At 54.8% G+C, this 20,639-nt stretch carries 15 protein-coding genes; 6 read left to right on the top strand and 9 right to left on the bottom strand.

Translation table 11 applies throughout. The features are described 5' to 3' along the window. Positions 1–13 precede the first annotated feature (13 nt). From C5Y96_RS24115 to C5Y96_RS24080, 8 genes are all read right to left on the bottom strand, one after another. The gene (locus C5Y96_RS24115; RefSeq protein ID WP_105358799.1) at positions 14–1,621 is read right to left on the bottom strand and encodes a type II secretion system protein GspK; all 1,608 of its coding nucleotides are present in this window, start codon (positions 1,619–1,621) and stop codon (positions 14–16) included. Continuing rightward, complete coding sequence (locus C5Y96_RS24110) at positions 1,618–2,601, bottom strand: hypothetical protein (RefSeq protein ID WP_105358797.1); 984 nt, start codon at positions 2,599–2,601, stop codon at positions 1,618–1,620. The genes C5Y96_RS24115 and C5Y96_RS24110 overlap by 4 nt, the downstream gene beginning before the upstream one ends. Next, the gene (locus C5Y96_RS24105) at positions 2,598–3,077 is read right to left on the bottom strand and encodes a prepilin-type N-terminal cleavage/methylation domain-containing protein (RefSeq protein WP_105358795.1); all 480 of its coding nucleotides are present in this window, start codon (positions 3,075–3,077) and stop codon (positions 2,598–2,600) included. The genes C5Y96_RS24110 and C5Y96_RS24105 overlap by 4 nt, the downstream gene beginning before the upstream one ends. A 3-nt stretch (positions 3,078–3,080) precedes the next feature. Continuing rightward, positions 3,081–3,740: a prepilin-type N-terminal cleavage/methylation domain-containing protein gene (locus C5Y96_RS24100; protein WP_158261402.1), complete on the bottom strand. Its 660-nt coding sequence runs from the start codon at positions 3,738–3,740 to the stop codon at positions 3,081–3,083. A gap of 108 nt (positions 3,741–3,848) precedes the next feature. Next, on the bottom strand, positions 3,849–4,259 hold the full coding sequence (gspG, locus tag C5Y96_RS24095) for a type II secretion system major pseudopilin GspG (protein ID WP_105358790.1): 411 nt from the start codon (positions 4,257–4,259) through the stop codon (positions 3,849–3,851). 62 nt (positions 4,260–4,321) lie between these two features. Next, entirely contained in the window at positions 4,322–5,527 is a 1,206-nt protein-coding gene (locus C5Y96_RS24090; protein WP_105358787.1) for a type II secretion system F family protein, read from the bottom strand. A 41-nt stretch (positions 5,528–5,568) separates the two neighbouring features. Continuing rightward, positions 5,569–7,290 carry a GspE/PulE family protein gene (locus C5Y96_RS24085; RefSeq protein ID WP_105358785.1) on the bottom strand — a complete coding sequence of 574 codons (1,722 nt, stop codon included), beginning with the start codon at positions 7,288–7,290 and terminating at the stop codon, positions 5,569–5,571. A 281-nt stretch (positions 7,291–7,571) separates the two neighbouring features. Next, positions 7,572–8,297, bottom strand: a complete 726-nt coding sequence (locus C5Y96_RS24080; protein WP_158261401.1) for a hypothetical protein — start codon at positions 8,295–8,297, stop codon at positions 7,572–7,574. A 311-nt stretch (positions 8,298–8,608) separates the two neighbouring features. Between C5Y96_RS24080 and C5Y96_RS24070 the strand changes: the two genes are divergently transcribed. The 4 genes from C5Y96_RS24070 (at position 8,609) to C5Y96_RS24055 (ending at position 14,641) form a co-directional block, all read left to right on the top strand. After that, positions 8,609–9,904, top strand: coding sequence for a hypothetical protein (locus tag C5Y96_RS24070; protein ID WP_199188787.1), 1,296 nt, complete (start codon positions 8,609–8,611; stop codon positions 9,902–9,904). 145 nt (positions 9,905–10,049) lie between these two features. Then, on the top strand, positions 10,050–10,793 hold the full coding sequence (locus C5Y96_RS24065; RefSeq protein ID WP_105358779.1) for a pentapeptide repeat-containing protein: 744 nt from the start codon (positions 10,050–10,052) through the stop codon (positions 10,791–10,793). Between the two features lie 370 nt (positions 10,794–11,163). Continuing rightward, positions 11,164–12,075: a response regulator gene (locus C5Y96_RS24060; protein ID WP_158261399.1), complete on the top strand. Its 912-nt coding sequence runs from the start codon at positions 11,164–11,166 to the stop codon at positions 12,073–12,075. Between the two features lie 55 nt (positions 12,076–12,130). Beyond that, a complete protein-coding gene (locus C5Y96_RS24055; RefSeq protein ID WP_158261398.1) occupies positions 12,131–14,641 on the top strand; it encodes a response regulator in 2,511 nt (836 codons plus the stop codon). Between the two features lie 2 nt (positions 14,642–14,643). On the opposite strand, the gene C5Y96_RS24050 is transcribed toward C5Y96_RS24055, so the two are convergent. Further along, complete coding sequence (locus C5Y96_RS24050) at positions 14,644–18,084, bottom strand: secretin N-terminal domain-containing protein (protein WP_105358775.1); 3,441 nt, start codon at positions 18,082–18,084, stop codon at positions 14,644–14,646. Between the two features lie 311 nt (positions 18,085–18,395). Between C5Y96_RS24050 and C5Y96_RS24045 the strand changes: the two genes are divergently transcribed. Both C5Y96_RS24045 and C5Y96_RS24040 read left to right on the top strand, forming a co-directional pair. Further along, positions 18,396–19,805 (top strand): DUF1570 domain-containing protein, encoded by a 1,410-nt coding sequence (locus C5Y96_RS24045; RefSeq protein ID WP_105358773.1) that lies wholly within the window; start codon positions 18,396–18,398, stop codon positions 19,803–19,805. Between the two features lie 123 nt (positions 19,806–19,928). Further along, entirely contained in the window at positions 19,929–20,600 is a 672-nt protein-coding gene (locus C5Y96_RS24040) for an FKBP-type peptidyl-prolyl cis-trans isomerase (protein WP_105358771.1), read from the top strand. The last annotated feature ends 39 nt before the right edge of the window (positions 20,601–20,639 follow it).

Here is a 20,639-nt window from a genome sequence, read left to right as displayed (position 1 = left end):
CTGGCCGCAGAAATCAGTTGATTTGTCCGTCGTCGATTCCCAATTCGACTCCTAAAACTTCCAACGGATGCCCTCGGCCAAGTTCGGAAATATCTCGCCACAGCATCACCTTGGGTTGGGGCTGTGTGGCGTCGATCACGACTTCCTGGCGGCTGAAAGCACTTCCATCCTCGAAGTAGCCGACCACTTGTGCTCTGTAGACATCACCACCGCCACACACAAATGGCGAGAGAGAAATCATTTGCTGAGTCGTGACGATGCCACGTAGTAAGATCCAGGTCTCGTGACGCGTTACAGGATCTTCTGGATCGGGAACCGGGAGACGCTGCTCAAGGATCTGCCCGGCAATTTCTTCGTCCATGCCCGGGATTCCCAATAGCACCTCGTACGGTGCCTGGTTGATGTTGATTCGGCCAGGGATCACCGGCGAGGGATTTATCGTCATGTTGTCCATCATGCTTGGCAGATAGACATTCATCGCAATAACGCTGTCCTCGAAGGGCGACTGCATGTTGACGGTGCGATTACCTTGCTGCACTTGAACTGACGCTCCGATCAGTTCCAGTACGTTGTTAATCTTGGTTTGGCCTTGTTGCGAAAGATCGAGGCTAACCGAACCACCGCCGCCACTTCCGCTGCTGCTGCCTCCACTGCCACTGTTGCCACCGCTTCCTTGGTTGCTACTTCCGCTTCCACCGTACAAGCGATAGGCACAGATGAAGTCGGCGTACTCTACGGGGAAAATGGCCGTGATGTTATCGTGCAGGGTTTGCAGATTCTCTTCGTTCAGATAAATCTTGGGCTGACCCGTGTTGGAGTAGTTCTTCTCCATGCTCACCAGCGTCAGGTACGACGACCAGCCAAGGTCAGGTACTAACTCCAGCATTTCCATGGCCTGGCGATCGCCATCGGCTGGTGGTGCCCATTCGTGGTCGTCGACCAGGCCATTGCGGTTGGTATCACGGCCGAACAGTAGTTCGGGCGTCACGCCACGCACGAGTAGAAGTTCCTCAACTGTTTCCAGCGGGGCGTTCTTCGGGTTGTACGGCGGATCGAGCGTGTTGTAGTAATCGAACTCCGCACCGAGTTCGCGGGGTTCGTCATCCTCGTCGATGTAGTCGAGGATGCAGTCGGCGATTTCTTCATTCATGCCTGGCAGGGCCATGAGAAGTGTTCGGCCTGAGCCTTCAGTCTGACTTTCCAACATCAGTAAGGCATTCAAGTTGACTCGGCTCGATTCATCTTCCAGGCCGAAGCGAATCCCTTCGATTGAACCATCGGCATTGAGGGCCGGGGCGAGAACCGAAAATCGGCCACGCGATTCGGCGGTGTCGTCAGGGTAGACGAGAATGCCACGCATGATGTCTGGGTTGTCGTAGATGCCACCTTGCTCGTCGATCAGTTCCTGCTCTTGTTCCAGGAAGACGTTCAGCATGGCGATGCCGCTCTCGGCAACATTCCGGGCTTGAATCTGTCGCCCGGTGAGATGTGTTGCTTTGTTCTCGATGAACATCAATTCGGTGTAGGCATAGGCCGAGAGGGTGATCATCATCACGACCACCAGGACAACGAATAACACCGCGCCACGCTTCGATCGAAAGGTTTGCCTGGAGGTGCTCATAGGGCGGCATCCTCACTCATCGTGTCGGTCGAATCGGTTTCTTCTGGTTCTTCGTACGGCTTGGCGGTCGGAATGCGAATCAATCTTCGGAAAACCTGCCCCATGGGATTGGTCGCATCGGCAACCTGCGTTTCGACCGCACCGCCCGAGAGCAGTGCCTGGGTCATGTCGTGATCGCGAATGGCGATGATCACATCGACCGCCATGGGAAGGCCCCCCATCGCTTCCGAGTCCCACTCTTCGACCCACGTAAATCCGTCGAAGTAACGAAACTGAACGAGAGATACTTCCGGGGCGAGGATCTCAGCCGAGGCATCCAGGTTGGCCGAATCGCCGTTGTTCAATGCGTACTGCGTGACTGCACGATCGAGCTCACGCCGAACCAGGCCAAACTGCGTTTCGGTGATACCTGCGTCGCCGACGGTCCCGTGACCCAGAGAGGACACACCAGGCTGCAACAGGAAATAGGTAACGGTCTTGATGTCGCTGGGGATATCGCCGATTTCGCGCGAGCGGAAACTGGTGTACTGCGGATCGTACTCGTCGATCCGCGGAATGCGGCTGATATCGACCTGAAGTTCATAGGCATTTCCGTACAGGCCGATCGTGGTCGGAATTACTCCGGACGTAGCGAGTTCCTGGGTGTTTGAACCAGCCAAGGCATCTTCGGCCATGGTGGGATCGAGGCCTGCACTGGCGGCCAGGTCCCCGGCTCCACCAGCAAGCGAGTCGGCTGCGAGGGATTCTACGGACGAGAAGTCAATTTCATTTTTCCAGATGGCACTTCGCAGGTCGGTCTCCATGCGACGCATGACGGCTCGGGCGAGTTGAGCCTGCTCGATGCTGGTCTGGCTGTCGGTCACCTGGAACAGATAAAACTGGATAGCGCCCCCCAGGGCCAATAGGATCAGCACCGATAAGGACGAAGCCAGCAGTACTTCCAGCAGGGTGAAGCCAGATTGTAATTGGCGTTTCATCATATGGCCCCTCCAACTTCCAGGGGAGCTCCATCACTGGACTCGGGGATTTCTTCCAGGGCCAGTTCTGGGTCACGCATCCAACGAACGATCTGGAACGAATCGTTCTCTGCCGCAGACTGGGCACCGGCGCGGCGAACTTGAACGGCTACCATGATCAGGCCATCGACCGGAGCAGATTCCCAGTTGATGCTATAAACCCACGGCGTATCTTGCTCAACGGAGAGCGTGGAGAGATCGCTCGTCATGGTGACGTTCATATCGGTCACCGGATCGGGCGGAATCAGGCCTAACGCAATCTCTTCCATGATCGTCTCGGCAATCATCTGCGCTTCGGTCAGTCCCTGGGCTTGCTTGGCATTCTGAAAGCCAAGACCAACCAGTTGCCCCAGAAGTGCCAAAGACACTGCCAGGATAGTGAGGGCCAGAATGACTTCAATCAGCGTGAAGCCGCTTCGGTTGTGAGGTAGGGGATTCATCGCTTAATCGACACCCCCATCTTCGAGATCGGGATCTTGAATACGAGCAATGCCTGTCAGGCCACGTAGCTTGATCGAGGTGATTGTCCCGCCTTGCCCGCGAAGAAACACCGTGGCGTCCGCCGCGGTACCGTCGGGGTAGAACAAGATGGGGCGGGACCATCCACTGATGTTCATGTCACCTCCTTGCTCTTGCTCTAAGGTGTAGCTGCGAATATCGGCTTCGACATTGTCACCGGCAAAAACGACCCCTTCTTCCAACATGCCGTTGATCGTTTCCGCCTCGACGGAATCGACTACGATGCTTGATACGCCGATCCCTTGGCTGGTGCCGGCCATGTTGTTTTCCAGTTCGTCACTGCTGCGAACGAACGGGGCCACGGCGAAATTGCCTGTCTCTTGCTGGAAGCGAAACATCCGGATACGGCCCGACTCCATGGCCTCGACTCGGGCCTGCATGAAGGAGGTCTGAACCTGTTCGGCCGATACCGTCAGGCGATGCCCTTGCAGCGAGTTGTAGACCGCCGGCGTCCCGAGTCCCACCAGCACAACGAGAATGGCCAGCACCAACAGAAGTTCCAGCAATGTAAACGCACGGCGGCCACCGACAGCGGAAGGCTGCGGAGCATGGCGAATACCTCGAATTGCTGGAATTCTGATCAAAGCAATTTGCCTGGTTCTTTATACGGCAGGTGCCATGTCCACATCGGCGTGGCATGCTCACGCGGACGTGGGCATGGCACCCACCTTGGCTCTCAACAAATTGGGATGTTAGCCGTTGATGTCGTCTTCGGTGCCGCTGGCTCCGTCAGGACCCATCGACCAGACCTTGTAGTCTGCACCGTTGACTTCGTACTGGTATTCATTTTCCCATGGGTCGAGCGGAATGGTGTCTTCTTCCCAGTAAGGACCTTTCCACTTGTTCCCCTTGTCGTCCGAAGGCTGGGTGATCAGGTTGTCGAGCGATTCGGGAGCTTTGTTCATGTTCAACTTGTAGAACTTGATGGCGCTCTCGATGCTTTCGACCTGGGTCTTGGCTGCCTTTTCGAGGGCTTGTTTCTGGACACCAAACACGGAAACACCCACGATCGAGCCGAGAATCACCAGGATCACAAGCACCAACAAAACTTCAATGAGCGTAAAACCGGTTACCGCACGGCGGCGACGTCGAGAATGGGTCATGAACTTTTACTCCTTACAAATTGGGTGTGTCTGCTTACGAAAGCGCGATTAATATCTTGGTGTTACAACGCACTGCTCATCCGGAAGACAGGCAGCAGCAATGCGATCACGACGATCAACACAATGAACGCCATGACCAACAACATAATGGGTTCTAACAGGCGAACTGCCAGGTCGAGCCGCCGTGTTGTTCTTCGTTCCAAACCGTCGGCTATTTCGACCAAGACGCGGTCGAGCGAGTTCGATTCTTCCGCGACGCTGATCATTTCCACAACCGTCTTGGGGAAATAGCCAGAACTGCTAAGGGGCGAAGCGAGCGATTCGCCTGAGGAAATGTTCTCGGATGCTTCTTCAATGGCCGTGGCCAGAATGCGGTTGCCGGCGGCTTCGCGACTGATTTCCAAAGCTCGCAGAATGGGAACGCCATTTTTTAGCATCGTGCCCAGCACGCGGCAGAACCTGGCGACGGATAAATCAAGCATGATCGAACCGAGCAGGGGAACTTTGATTTTGAAATAGTCGAGTCGGCGTTTGCCGGTTTCCGATTTCAAAGCCGTTCGCAAATAAGCGAACAGACCAATGATCCCTATCAAGATAAACAATCCATAGCTGTTCAAGGTTCCGCTGAACCAGAGGAGCCAGTCGGTGATTGCCGGCAATTGCCCTCGTTCTCGCAGACGAGCGAACATTTCTTCAAAGCTCGGCACAAAGAAGACGATCAGGAATGTCAAAATGGCTGAGCCCACGACGGCCAGGAAGATTGGGTAGGCGAGTGCGCTGAGCGTGCGGCCTTTCAGATCTTCTTGCTCTTCCGTGAACGCAGCAACTCGTTCCAAGGCATCTTCCAGGAAGCCACCTTCGGCACCGGCACGAACCATGTTGATGGCCATGTCGCTGAAAGCACGCGGATGGCGTGCCATGGCCGAGTCGAGCGGCTCCCCTTCTTCGACACGGCCACGAATGTCTTCCAGCACTGATTTGAGGGCCGGGTTCGAGGCCTGATCGTAAAGCACGTTGAGCGATCGCATCAACGGCACACCGCTGCGAACCAGCGAGGCCAGCTGAGCATAGAAGTTCGCCGCTTGCTGCGGACTGACTCGCTTTCCACCAATACGGAAGCGGGCACCTTGTTTTTCCAGCTTGACTTCGATCGGAAAGAGGTGCTTCGCGTTCAGCGAATTGATGACCTCTCCTTCGGTCTGCGCAGTCAACTTGCCAGTGACCTTTTGGCCCTGCAGGTTACGTGCGACATAAGCGAAGTCAGGCATGATCGTGGGTGGGTTCGGGGTGAGGAAGGATCTGTATTGTACTAATGTCCGCGAAGATTATCACTCTTGGTGACACGAAGAATTTCTTCCACCGATGTCTGCCCGCTGAGTGCCTTTCGCCAGCCATATTGCCGTAGCGTGGACATCCCTTGCTTCATGGCGGCTTGTTTGATTTCCCAGCTACTCACGTTGTCGTGCACCATCTGACGCAGGTCTTCGGTGGAGGTCAGCAGTTCGTAGATGCCCATACGCCCGGTGTAACCGACGCCACGGCACTTGCGGCAACCCACGGGGTGAAAGAGTCGCTTTTCGTCCTGCTCTTGCAAGTCGTCCCAAGGAAAGTCGTCCGGCAGGTCGACACGGTGCACCTCGTGGGGCGCTTTGCATTCTGAGCACAAGCGGCGGACCAGACGCTGGGCCATAACCCCTTCCACCGTCGAGGCGATTAGGAACGGTTCGACCCCCATGTCGACCATACGGGCAAAGGCCCCTGCCGCGTCGTTGGTGTGCAGCGTACTGAACACCAAGTGCCCCGTGAGAGAGGCTTGAATCGCGTTTTCGGCCGTTTCCAAGTCGCGAATTTCACCCACCAGAACGACGTCCGGGTCGTGACGCAAGATACTTCGCAGCGAAGCGCTGAAGGTCAGACCGATCTTCGAGTGGACTTGAATCTGGTTGATGCCGTCGAGCTGATATTCGACCGGGTCTTCGGTCGTGATGATCTTGGTTGCTTCGTCCCGAATTTCCAGCAGTGAACTGTACAGGGTGGTCGTTTTACCGGAACCGGTAGGCCCAGTGACCAGAATAATACCGTGCGGCTGGCGAATGATTTTTTGGAACTGGGAGTAAACGTCCTTATCCATCCCCAGCTTTTGCAGGTCGAACGTGAGAGATCCTTTGTCCAGAATACGCATGACGATGCTCTCGCCATGGATCATGGGGATCACCGATACACGGACGTCGATCTCGCGGCCGCGGACCTTCAACTTCATACGACCGTCTTGCGGCAGTCGCTTTTCCGCGATGTTCAGCCGCGACATAATTTTTAAACGGCTGATGATGGCGGCCTGAAAGTAGTTGATTTCCGGCGGCACCGGCTGCGAATGGAGCATGCCGTCGATACGGTAACGGATGACCACCGTGTTGTTGGATTGGGATTCGATGTGAACGTCACTCGCTCGCGATTCGATCGCTTCCAGCAAGATTTCGTTCACCAGGCGGATGACGGAAGCTTCCTGTTCGATCTCGGCCAGTTCGCCCCCATCGTCGTCGAGATCTGCCAGTAGTTCAACACCGGCTTCGTCTTCTTCTTTACGCGCCAACAACCCTTCGACCGTCTCGCCACCGACACCCAGGTTCGCTTTGATCAGCTTCGCAATTTCGGTGCGGCCAGCCAGGACCGGGACAACACTCAATCCGGTCGCGGATGCGACTTCGTCCAAAGGGTACAGGTCGAAGGGATCGCTTGTGGCAACAACAATGCTGCCGTTCTCACGCCGTACCGGAAGCAGCGATTGGCGGTAGATCAGACGCTGGGGAATCGTCTTGATCAGGGCCGTATCGATCTCGGTGTGGTTGAGGTCGATGAAATCCAGGCCTACTGCCGTGGCCAATGCCTTGAGGGCTTCGTCCTCTTCGACAAAGGAAAGCTGAACGGCTTTGGGAATGAAGTCCGCGCTCGATTCTTGTTCGTTTCGGACGATCTCGGCCTGTTCAGGCGTTAACAGTCCGCAACTCAACAGAATTTCACCAGCATCGACCATGAAGTCTTGTCGCACACAAAGAAGGGGAGAGGATGGAAATCAGGTTACCGCGCCTGACCGATTGCCAGCCACCAATTTAGGGGCAGACCACTCGAGGAGAACGGGGGATTAGGCTTTAGCTTGCTAAGTATTAAACGTTTTACAACCACCAATTGTTTCGCGAATTCCCGATTCCATGTTCAGGGATTCCGATCTTAACGGTTAACCCCTCGCCAGTAGCACTGGCGAGGGGTTTGTTTGTGTTAAGCATTCTCTTCTATAAGAGGTTGCAATGCAACGAGTTAGATCTCGCCGTCATCGTTACCACCGCGACCGCCTGGGCCACGTTGACCACCACGGGCACCCCCTTGGAAGCCACCACGCGGTTGTTCCATTTCAAAGGGTTCACCCATCATTTCCTTCCACTTCTTTTGCTGCTCTGGGGTCAGCATCTGCAGAAGTTCGGCGTCGGCTTCTTTGCGAAGTTCTTCCACCTTGGCTCGCATTTCGTTTTGCAACTCTTCGGCCTTGTCACGCAGGTCCGCCAACTGGGCTTCGGAAAGTCCCAAGGCCTCAACGATACGTGGGTTTGCGAACGAAACGCCACCACGTCCACGCGATTGCTGCTGAACCTGGATCTGCTTCAAACGCTGCAATTGGGCAGGCATCAGAACCTTTTCCAGGTCCTTTTCCACGTCTTCACGAGCCGATTGAAGCTTGCTGAACATTTCTCGACGTTCGTCTTCACTGGCATTACGCATGCCTTGGAACATGTCTCGCATGCTGTTACGCATTTCCTCGCCCAGCTTGCGAATGTCATCCAACTGAGAAGGAACGACCTCGAGTTCCTTCTGAACCGATTCGTTGTTCAGAAGGCCGAAAAGATCGGTACCACCCCCTGGACCTCCAAATCCTCCGCCAAATCCACCGCCACCTGGGCCACCTCGACCGCCAGGACCTTGAGCCATGGCCGAGTTGGTTGCGAGCACGACAGCGGCAGTACAAATCAAAGCCACCAGGAATTTCATCGAAGCACCTTTCAGAATAGAAATGGAACTGCCCCCCAGAACGAGGGTGATTGTATCGAGTCTGTGGCTTCTAGCGAATGCGTAGTGCCGACAGGGGGAATCTGCATAAATAACGTCAACCATGGCCAGCGGCAAAGGTTCTGGTCTATTTCGAAAATCCAACTCAAAATCCTGATTTTTGACAGGAATAGCAACTCTTTGCACAACTCTGCTTTGCTTGGCGGGGTTTAACGTTATGGCGTGACCCTGATTACACTGAAGGTCATTCTGTTTTGATTTCATTGGAAGTGCCAAATCCCTGGATCATGCTCATGATCGCTAAGTCTGCACTGCGACTTGTCTTACCGATAGCTTCTCTTGCCTTGGCCATTGTGGCTGCGGATGCTGTTTGCGCGCAGGGGCCACCGCGTGGCGATTTTGGTGGTCGTGGGCCAGGAGGAGACTTTGGGGGCCGCGGCCCTGGCGGTGGCTTTAGTGGACGTGGTCCTGGAGGGGACTTCGGCGGGCGAGGACCAGGAGGAGATTTCGGTCGCGATCGAGGCGGCGACAGCAGTGATCGTAGTCGTGACAGTGGTGACCGAGACCGTAGCAGTGATCGCGGCAGTGATCGCGGACGGGGAGGATTCGACCCGACCGAGATGCTTCGCCGGATGGACCAAGATCGCAACGGCAAGATTGAAGGAAGCGAATTGGAAGGTCGAGGAGGCGAGTTCGTGCGACGCATCCTCACCGGTACCGGCATGGAAAACAGCAACAGCATCAACGTCGAAGATGCCTCGAAAGCAGTTCAAAAGGCCCGCGAAAAGCGCGAGGCTGGCGTAGAATCGGCAAGCATGAGTTTTGGGGCCGCGTCCGACGCAAAACCAGCCGCAGGCTTCGATGCCCCCCCGCCTGTTAATGGTAAGTCGCTCGAAGAGCGATACGGCAAGACCATCGTCGACCAGGTGATGGGAATCATGTCGCGTTACGACAAGAACAAGAATCACTATCTGGATGGGCCTGAGTGGTCGGAAGTTCGTTGGCGTGATGATCCGACCCAAGACGACAAAGACAAGGATGGACGTCTTTCGATCGAAGAGCTTTGCCTGCGGGTCGTCCGTTCCAACGGAGGCCAAAGCAGCGGGCGGGACGAAGGTCGCTCGGAAGATCGCGGTAGCGGCGATCGCGGAGTGGATGCCCGTTTCCGTCTTTATGCCGAGAGCCTTTTGAAGCAAAACGATCGCAACGGAAATGGCGTTTTGGAAAAGGATGAATGGTCGCGGCTGCGTGGCAATCCGTCCGACTATGACAAGAACGGTGACGGCAAAATTACCGTGGAAGAGCTAACCCAGCGGTCGGAAAGCTTCGGGCAAGGCCGTTCCTCGCGTAGTGTATCGAATGAAAAACCGAAGCAGGAAACATACCGCTTCCTCACTGCAACCGAGCGTTTGCCCAAAGGCCTGCCAGATTGGTTCCTGAGCAACGATCAGGATGCCGATGGCCAGATCATGATGCATGAATTCACAACCTCCTGGAGCACTTCCAAGGTAAGTGAATTCAACGAGTACGACCTCAACGGCGATGGAGTGATTACTCCGAAGGAAGCTCTTGAATCGGGGAAAGGCTAGTGGAATTCCCTGTATTTCAAGTGTTTGTTAAGGTTCGTCAATTCTGTTGAACAAGCCACAGATTTCGATTTACAGCCTATAAAACGACCGGTACGTTCGATTCCGATCAAAGCAAACCCCTTTCTATCGTCGTGGCATCCGACGCATGAAGTCGGTACTTGTCGGGCGATGGTTACTTTCACGGATCGTCGTGGGCATGATCGAGATACGCCATAAGTCGTCTGGTGAAGTGCTACGTCAAATCAAGCTTAAGACTTTGATAGGGGCGAAGCTCTCCAGTCTGCCGCTATGTGGAGCTTGGTTGGTCGAACAGAACTTGACCGAGGCGATACTCGATATCGCCGATCTGCGTGAAGCCGACTTGAGCCGCGCCATCCTTGAAAAGACAAGCTTCCAAGATGCCTGTCTGGCGGATGCTAACCTGGCCAACGTTATCGCCCGTGGGGCCGATTTCTCGAACGCGAAGCTGCGTGGGGCAACCCTCAACGGCGGTGATTTCAACGGCAGCTCATTTCGCTACGCCGACATGAATGGCTCGCAGTGCGAGGTGGCTACGCTTTCCGATTGCGACCTGAGTATGGCGAAACTACGCGGGAACTTCACGCGGGCGAACTTAAATCGCTCTGACTTGCGGTCCTCGGATCTAAAAGGTGCCAACCTGCGGAAAGCATCGCTCAAGAAGGCTTGCCTGGAAGGGGCGATCTTTATCGGAGCCGACCTTACCGACGCCAACCTGGAAGGGGCCCAGCTAACCGGGGCTAAATTCTTTAATGCCATCCTGCGAGGAACCGTGCTGGAAAATTCGGAAGTGGATGTCCGTGTCGGAAATGGTGCCATGGCAAAAAAGAAGAAGACGCAGTCGAAATCGTGGTGGAATGTCTGGAGCTAACGTTCGAGTTGCCATGAGTTCTTGAACTGCCTCATTGTGAGTTTTCCGGTTAACAACTGTTAACGCTCAATTGGCATCGTGAAAGTTTCATGAATTTGAATCGATGTCGCGCTGTGAGGTTCTCAAGGGCGGGTATACCTGTAATTTGAACGCCGCGTTGACGCTATGCTACTCATTCGACGGTACCGTGATTGGATCGGCCAACTGGCCAAATGCCTTGTTGATGTCATCACAAGATGGCGTTCACTGAACGATATGCCGTTGTTGTTCAAAGTCTGTCCTCACTCGTCCTGAGTTTCTCAAGACGACGCGAAGTGGACATGCTGCGATGGTTTTCTTTCTCATTTTCGGGATCGTAGGAGAGTATAATATGTCCACCATCCTGATCGTCGATGATACGCCGGTCGATTCGCACCTGATTGAAGCCATATTGAAGAAAGATCCATCGAACGGCTCGATCGCCAAGGCGGGCAACGGCATGGAAGCGCTGGAAAAGCTGCATGCCATCAGCGAAGAAGTCGATCTGGTGGTGACCGATCTAAACATGCCGGAAATGAACGGCCTGGAGTTGGTGATGCGAATGCAGACCATCTATCCAGAGATCCCCGTGATTCTGACAACGGCCCACGGTAGCGAACAACTTGCAGTCCAGGCCTTGGAGCAGGGAGCCGCCTGCTATGTTCCCAAAGCGTTGATCGCCGAGCGATTGATTTCAACGGTTCAACAGGTCCGTGCTCTGGGGGTAGCGGAAAAGAATTACGAGCGACTTACCGATTGTATGCGGACCGCCGAATTCACCTTCGAACTGCAAAACGACCCAGCGTTGTTTGAACGCCTCGTTGAAATGATTCAGCAGATTTGTGGAAGCCTGGGGCTATGCGAGGACAGTGGTCAGGTTCGCTTGGGTATGGCCTTGGAAGGGGCTTTGTTTAGTGCCTGCTATCGCGGCAACCTCGAACTAACTCTCGACGAAATCGATCAGTTGCAACTGGGAAATCCTGAGGCTCTGGCTTTGGTCGAATCACGCCGGATGGCTGAACCGTATCGCGAAAGAACCGTGCGAGTCGCGGCAAAGATGTCTTCGACCCAAGCACAATTTGAAATCGCATTTGATGGCCCCGGCATCGATCCGGCGACGATACCTGATCCCAATGCGGCTAACGCACTAGATCGCATCGGCAACCGCGGTTTGGTGTTGCTGCAGGCATTCATGGATGAATTCGAGTTTGACGAAGCGTCGAAGGCCATCAAATTTGCCAAAGTGCGAACGGATGCCTCCTAAGCGTAGGGGGCAACCGTTCGTTTCCCGAACCGAGAACCGGCGTTGCGACGTCCCGATGATATATTCCGATCTATCCAAACTACTGAGTAACTCGACTGTCGCCGAACTGCCGGCCTATGACATCGCAGTCGATGCTTCGACCTATACCAAAGAAGTCGAAGAGATCTTCAACGCCAATCACGATCTCCCTGGGATCCTGATTCTGGTCGAAGATCAATTGTTGGGAGTAGTCTCACGCGAGAAGTTTCTCGAGTACATGAGTCGCCTGTTCTCGCGAGATCTCTATTCGCAGCGGCCGGTACGGCTTCTGTACGAGGCAATCAACATCAAACCGCTGGAATTGACCAGCAATATCGGCATCCACGAGGCAGCGCGGGCGGCGCTGAGTCGTCCTCGTGACGTTGCTTACGAACCTATTGCCGTTCGTTGCGAAGCGAGAACTTATCGCTTGATGTCGGTCCACATGCTGATCCAGGCCCAATCGCATTTGTTGGCTTTGGCTAACGATATGATTCAGCAACAAAAGGAAGTTGCCGATGCCGCGAATCAGGCCAAAGGACAGTTTCTTGCCAATATGAGTCACGAGATTCGTACCCCAATGAACGGCATCATTGGTATGGCGGACATCCTGCTGGAAACCCAGTTAACCGATTCACAGCGGGAATACTTGCAGATGATCAAGACTTCGGCGGATGCGCTGGTCGGGGTCATCAACGACATCCTCGACTTCTCGAAGATCGAGGCCGGCAAGCTGATGTTGGAAGAGATTCCCTTTCAGCTACGCGAAGTTCTGGGCGACTTGATGAAAACGATGGCTTTCCGGGCACACGGCAAAGGCTTGGAATTGGTCTGTCATATTCGACCTGAGGTGCCGGCCGAAGTGCTGGGAGACCCCGTACGCTTACGGCAGATTATCGTGAATCTGGTGGGCAACGCTATCAAGTTCACGGAATCAGGCGAAGTTGTCCTACGGGTTGAGTCACGCGAAGCTGAAGATGATGAATTCGTAACACTTCACTTCAGCGTTATCGATACCGGCGTAGGAATTCCTGAGTCATCCTTGCAGAAAATATTTGCCGCCTTCGAGCAAGCGGATGGCTCCACGACGCGAAAGTTCGGAGGCACCGGTCTGGGGCTTTCCATTTGTTCGCGTCTGGTTGAACTCATGAGCGGTCAGATTTGGGTGGAAAGTGAACTGGGCCAAGGTACCACTTTTCACTTTACCACGCTGATGAAGCAAGGCAGCGCGACTGACGCGCGGCTGGCACCATTCCCGCGGGAAGCACTGGCAAACCACGTTACCTTGGTGGACGACAACGATTCCGCATTGGAAGTCGTTGCTGAAATGCTGGATAACTGGGGGCTATCGCTGAAACCGTTTCGAGACGGAGGTGTTGCGCTGGCGCAATGGAATTCCACGGCCAACTGCCAGGCAGCGCAGCGTGTGGTGATTGTCGATGATGAAATGCCGACCATTGAAGGAATTGAACTCCTGCGCCGGCTACAGTCCGATATGGGCTGCGAGGCTACCAAGGCAATCTTGCTGACACGTGGAGTGATGAGTGAAAAGGCAATCCAGGAACTTCCGTGTCGAATTGATGCCGTCGTTGCGAAGCCGGTAAAGCAGTCTGATTTGTTCGACGCTATGGTCACTGTTCTCGGTTACGAGGAACTCGCACGCCGTCACGAGCGTCAAGCAACTGCGGACGGTATGCCAGTCACCATTCAGGCCAAGATTCTTCTAGCGGAAGACAACCTGGTAAATCAAAAGCTGGCATCGCTTCTTCTTGAAAAGTGCGGGCACGAGGTCCATGTCGTCGGAGATGGCAAACAGGCTGTCGAAGCTTGGAGTGCCCACGAGTTCGATCTGATCTTGATGGACGTTCAGATGCCCATTATGGATGGGTTTGAGGCCACGGCTGCCATTCGTGCGATCCAAGCTGAAACGGGACGTCACACACCGATCATTGCCATGACGGCTCATGCGATGAAAGGGGATCGGGAACGATGCTTGGAGGCTGGCATGGACGATTATGTCACCAAGCCAATCAATGCGAATGTCCTGTACGAAGTCATCGAGCGTGTTTTGACGCGAAAAGACTCGCCGTTGCCAACAGAGGAGGCAATCGTAAACGACCGCGATGTCGTGGAGGAGGCCATCGAAGTGGAAAGCTTGCCTGAGCCAAGCGAGCCAGTAGCTGAGGAGCCTGTCGAACTAAAGTTAGTGAACTATGCCGGTGCCTTGGCGAATGTCGGCGGTGACCACGACTTACTGGTTACGTTGATTGGTGTTTTTATGGAAGATAGCCAGCGTCTGCTGACAGACATGCAAGACGCGCTCGCCAATCAGGATGGACCCAAGCTTCAACGGAGTGCCCACAGCATGAAAGGTTCGTTTGGATATTTCGCTGCAGAGAAGGGGATTGAAGCTGCCAAACGAATGGAAGATCACGGACGTAACGAGGACTTTGAGCGAGCAGAGGAAGACCTGCGAATCCTGCTCGAACAATTCCAAGCAATCAGCCCCGAGCTCGCTTTAATCACTCGGGGAATGGTTGCCAGTTAGGTTTAGCGACCACCGCGGCCACTTCCTCCGCCACCACTAAAGCCACCTCGCCCGCTGCCACCGGATGGGGGGCCTCCCCCTGATCCTCCGCGGCTTCCACGGCCACTGTCGCCTCCTGAACGCTGCATCTGATCGCGAATGCGTTGGAACATTTCCATTCGTTGACGCATTTCGTCAGGGTTCGGTGCTGCTGCCGCCGGGGCATTATTGCTGGCATTGTTCGAGCCACTGCTCGAACTGTTCGCCGCGGTCGAATTGACTGTGACCGATTGACCGGTCAATGATGACAACGCCTTCTGGATCGTCTCGGGATTTGAACTGCGGACCTTGACCACCTGCATGGTTTGATTGGTGTCGTCACCTGCTTGATCTAGTTCTTCGACCAAGGATTTTACTTCTTCAAACAGCGGATCCGGAGCAGAAACCACCAGCGAATTGCTTCGGGCATCGACGCCGATGGTCATCTTTTCTGGTTCACTTGCGGCACCACCGCCACCCCCTTCGCGACCTCCCCGGCCGCCTCGCAGAGCGCGGATGAAGTCTTCTGGAGAAGGCTGACGCTGTTGTTGCCCATTTCCGGTGCTGGCGATTCGGTCGGCGTACACGGTCTGCACAATGGTCGCGATATCCTGAGCACTGGTAAACAGGACAGGGATCATCCGAGGCGTTCGCTTGGTTTCGACCTGCTCTGGGCTGTGTGGCTGGTCCATGATCTTGAGAAGCTGATCGATCTTGTCCAAGTCTTGCACGCTTGCCTGAACGACCAACGCGTTAAGTCGCATGTCGGGGATGATACTCAAGGAACCGCCCGAGAGGGAGGTGCTCGCACTGCTGGAGCCAAGCCCCATCAGCGATCCCATCAGGCCGCCGCCACCGCCGAGCATTTCCGAGGCGATATCACCCATCAGCGATCCGCCGCCGTCGTCGCTTGGCGTAACGCCCGTCAGAATGCTTTGCAGCATCTGCGCGGCAACATCGGCTTTCACGTAGCGAAGGTAATAGACAGAGTACTCAGCCGAGGACGAGTAACGTGAGCTCAAGGTTTCAATCAGCGCCTCGAGCTTGTCTAACGAGTCCTGGTCGTCCGAGGCAATGATCAAACCGCTGGGCCCCATCATGACCACGATCTCGCCTGGCTTCTGGGTTCCGTCGGATTCAGGAGCAGGCTTGATAGCTGGTGGGCCAGACTGCTGGCTGGATGGGTTAGGGGCCTGAGCCGTGGTGATGATTGGTGCCTGTTTGGCTTGCGCTTCGGGAGCGTCGTCTTCGTCGAAAGTGACGAAGTGGAACTTCCCATTTCGCGAGTGACTAGCTTCCGAGTCGAATGAAGGCTGAACGCTGTGGGCTTCGTCATTCGACGAATTGCCTGTGGTGGCCGGCGATTCTGCGGCCGGTGCATTGGGGTTATAGCCCCGCACGGCTGGAGTCGACGAAGGACGTACCACGCGAATACGGCTCGTGCTGACTGTTGGCCACAGCATTTCGAGTTCACTTAAGACACGTTCGGCCGCGGTACCAGAAAGGGGAATCGAACGAATGTTGCCTCGTTCCGCTTTCATGGCCAAGGCTGCTTCTGGATCTTCCCCCATCTTCATCAGCAGATCCTTAATCTGACTGATCTGATCTCCAGTTCCACGCACGAGAAGCTGCGAGCTCAGCGGATCGGCATCGATGATGGGTGCATTGGGATTCGGTTTGTCTCCTGCGGCCCCAAAAAGCTTGTTGATCGATAGCACGGCCATTTGCGGGTCGACGACCATCAGTTGGATCACTTCGACCTGCTTCGAGTCGCGCTGCATCTGAGAAAGCGTTGCCTTGACGGTAGAGTGTTCATCGCCGCGGGCCAATGCGATCAGATTGCCGGTATTTTCATCGATCGCCAGGCGAACGTCCGGGTTGCCGGCCAGAAGGGTCTGCATGACCTGCAGCGTCGTGGCTGGATCGAGCGTTCCTAGCGGGTAAACTTCCAGTTGAAGCTGATCGGCCGGAGAACTGCCCAGGCCGCCGCCAGGCACATCGACCTGGGTGATCAGCTTCTGGACTTTCTCAACAGCATCTTTTTTCCCCGTGATGAAGATCTTGGTTCCGAGGGTATCGGTAGCCAAACGAATGGAACCGTCTGTAGCGGTGTTCGAGCCTGCTTCCATGCCCAGCAGTTGGCGTACCACGGCCAAGATTTCTTCGGCCATCAAGTTCTTGGTTTCGACGACAGTAACATCGCTACCAAACGGGTTTTCGACCGCTTGGATCATATCGCGGATGGTGCGCAGGCGACCTGCTGTCTCGGTAACAAATACTTGCTGGGACTGTGTCAGAGCAACCACCGATCCTTGAGGGCCAATCAGCTTAGTGATCTCGGCTTCCGCTTCGTCCGCGGTCATCTTCTTCAGATTGAAAAGACAGCTGACCAATTCGTATTCGCCACGATTGTCGAGGTCCTCCATCGAGACTGTCGCCACCAGGTTCGGTGGAATCCCGTCTTCCAGATTTACGACAATCAGCATCTTTTCTCGTCGAACGAGTGTATAGCCTTTGGTCAGCAAGATGCTGTTGAGCAGGTCGATTGCTTCTGACGGAGTATAAGGTTTGCCGTCGGTATAGTTAAAAGTACCTGGGGGAGGGGAGTCCATGACCAACGACAGGTCCGATTGTTCGGCGAACCAGTCCAGCACGTCTCCCCATGGTTGATAGCGAAAGCTGAACTTCATCGTGTGGTCACCAGGTGCAGTCGCGACGTCCGAAGGGGACATCGCCGACGGCGCGGGACCAGGGGCATTCGTAGCAATAGGCGACGCAGGAGGGGCTGCCTCTTCGCGATTTGGAGGAACCACTTGATCTGCGGGAATCGTTTCAGGATTGTTTGAGATTCCAGCCAGCTCTTCCCATTTCGCGCGTTGCGATGGGCTTAACAGTCGGTTAGCAAATCGTTCGAATTCGGCCTGTTCGCGAGGGCCTGCGTCAGGCTTCTGCACGGCCGCAAGACGGCGCGAGAGTTCCTCTTTCTGCCAATCGGCCAAGTTCAACTGACCAGCGATCGAAGGTTCTAGAATCGACGGGAGCCCAGCCTTTTTAACCTTTAGCTTTTCCAGCTTCTGTTGCTGTTCGGGAGTTAGCAGCGCCATCGCCTGCTTTTCGGACTCGGCGACGTAGGCATCCAACTTGGCCTGCTTTTCTTCAGGGGAAGCCCCTTTCAATTCCAAGGCCATATCCAGCGCTTGCTTTTCGCGTTCATAAGCCAGGGTCTTCAGTTTTACCCGCACTTCGTCACTTAACTGTAGCTCGTTGGCTGCCTGATCTTCCAAGGCAATAGCCAATGCCCCTACGAAGGTGGGGTCTGCCGCATTTAGGGCGGCAAAATGGTAGTTGGCGGCCACAACAGCAAACGAAAAGGCAAAAGCCAATGCCCGGTATGGATTATTGAGCCAGTGAAGCATCGTGTGCATAAGGGTTTGCAGTTTAAAGAGTTAGCGGATAATTTGCCTGGTAATGGCCTGCCAAGCTATGGTGCCACGGAGGCAACTTGGGTAATGCTCTCAATCTAATCTAAACCCCACTAATCGCCCTAAGTGTCAGAAATCGAGAAACTTTTTGATATTCCAGCGGGGCAGCGGGCAATCGCTATGAAATTTGCTTGCCGGAAAGCGTTTGGTCACGACAATGAACTTGCAGGGAGGCAATTCCAGGGCTCTGGGCACGCCACTCCTACCGCTCCCAACTCATCCCGAATGCTGTTTCGCTGTTAAGAGAAGCACGAATGTCGTATCGTCGCTCCCTTGTTTGCTTAGGTCTTGTGTTTGCCGCTTGGGCGTTGGCAAGTTCGAACGCAACCGCTCAGAAGCGAGTAACGGTACCTGATCCCCGGGCATTCGGCCTCGACATCAAGCCTGGGCTGGTCCTGTATAACGTGACCGGTAACGTCGAGTTCCGAACGGAGGATGGGGAAGAGGAAGTCGGAAAGATCCAGATTGCGATCGGGTCGAGCCTGGTGATTCTTCAGCCGGATGGTCGCCTGGTGACACGTTCGATCAGCGAGGTCAAGAAGACCGATAAGCCGTTCGAGGGAATGGACCGTAAGGAGCTTGAAAAGCGACTGCAGGATGAGCATCCTGGGTTTCGCACGTTTACGTCTCGACACTTCATCTTTGTCTACAACACCTCCAACGAGTTCGCCCAAGGCACCATGCGAATCATGGAGTCGATGCTTCCGGGCGTGATGGCCCATGCCAAACGGCAGAAGATCGACGTTCATGAGCCTGAGGTGCCGCTGGTGGTGATCATGTTCGCCACCGAACGCGAATACAAAGACTTTGCCCAATTGCCGGACGGGGTTGTTGCGTACTACGATACGATCGAAAACCACGTCGTCATGTACGAGAAACCGACTCAAACGCCCTTCAAATGGGATCTCTACATTCGTCAGGCCATCTCCACGATATCGCACGAAGGAGCCCATCAAATCCTGCACAACATTGGCGTTCAGCAGCGATTATCCCGCTGGCCGATGTGGATTTCGGAGGGAATTGCCGAGTACTACGCACCGACTGAATTCGGGAAACGCATGCGTTGGAAAGGGGCAGGGGATATCAACGATATGCGAATGTTCGAGTTGGAGTCGTATCTGAAAGCCCGGGATGCCAACCAGGCCGACGGTACGATGGTGGACGATACCGTCGGGGCCGGTAGCCTGACCTCGACCGGATACGCATCGGCCTGGGCACTGACCCATTACCTGGCGTCTCGTAAGAAGATCGAATTCGACAAATTCATGAAAAAGGTCAGCGAACTGAGGCCACTGGAAGGGGCGATCGACCGCGGCACCAATGGTAAGGTTTCCAGCAACCAGGAAGTCTTCAAAGAGTATTTCGGAGACAACTTTGCCGAGATTGAACGCGCCGTCGTTGATCACCTGAAATCTCAGCCTTACGACCATCCGCTGAAGGAATTCCCCCATGTGGTGGCGTCCGTTCAGGTCATGGTCAACAATCGTTCCTTTGGACGAGCCAATGTCTTCCACAGCCAAGAGTTGGCGGCCAAGTGGCAGCAGGAACAAGTTCGCAAACTTGATGCTACCCAGCAACAAAGTGCTCAGATAGGTATGGAGATTTTCCCGAATCGATCGGCTGCTGAACGTTTTGCATCGCAATGGTTGCGAGCCAACAACTGACGTTTTTGCCCGCCCCTCTCTTTTCCGAACCACCAAAAACCCCGATAATTAGCGGCAGTACCTGGAATTGGTCTTGGTACTGACCCGTCCCGGGACCCCACCTAAATGCCCGAAAGGAAATTCATGATCCGTTCACTTTGCGCCATCGCGATGGTGCTGGTCGCTCACGCGGCTTTTGCCCAGGAGATTAAATTGGAGTCGACCGAACAAAAAGCTTCCTACGCCATTGGCCGTAATATCGCGAACGAAATTGCTAATCCCGATGTACCCTTTGACGTCGATGCCCTGGTGGCAGGTTTTCGTGACGGCCTGACCGGTGCCGAGTCGAAGCTGACTGAAGAACAGGTCGGTGCCGCTCTCCAGGCTTTCCAGGCTTTGGTCCAAACCCAGATGCAGAAAAAGGCCGAAATGGCCGCCAAGGCTGGTACGGAATACCTGGCCGATAACGCCAAGAAGGAAGGTGTCAAAACCACCAAGAGCGGTTTGCAGTACGAAGTCGTCAAAGAAGGTACCGGGGCTACGCCAAAGCTGACCGACACGGTTGTCTGCCACTATAAAGGCACCCTGATCGACGGCACCGAGTTCGATAGCTCTTACAAGCGTGGCGAACCAGCTCAGTTCCCCGTCAATGGTGTCATCGAAGGTTGGACAGAAGCTCTGCAACTGATGAAGGTCGGTGGCAAGTGGAAGCTGTACATTCCTGCCGACCTGGCTTATGGCCCTCAAGGCCGCCCAGGCATTCCACCCAATGCCGTTCTGCTGTTCGATATCGAACTGCTTGACATCGCTAAGTAGTCATCGCGATTGTCATATATTTTGAACCAAGAAGCCTGC

Origin of the sequence: Blastopirellula marina (assembly GCF_002967715.1) — a bacterium.
GTDB classification, from domain to species: domain Bacteria; phylum Planctomycetota; class Planctomycetia; order Pirellulales; family Pirellulaceae; genus Bremerella; species Bremerella marina_B.
The sequence above is the reverse complement of the archived record's forward strand: the minus strand, read 5'-3'. Positions and strand labels throughout refer to the sequence as shown.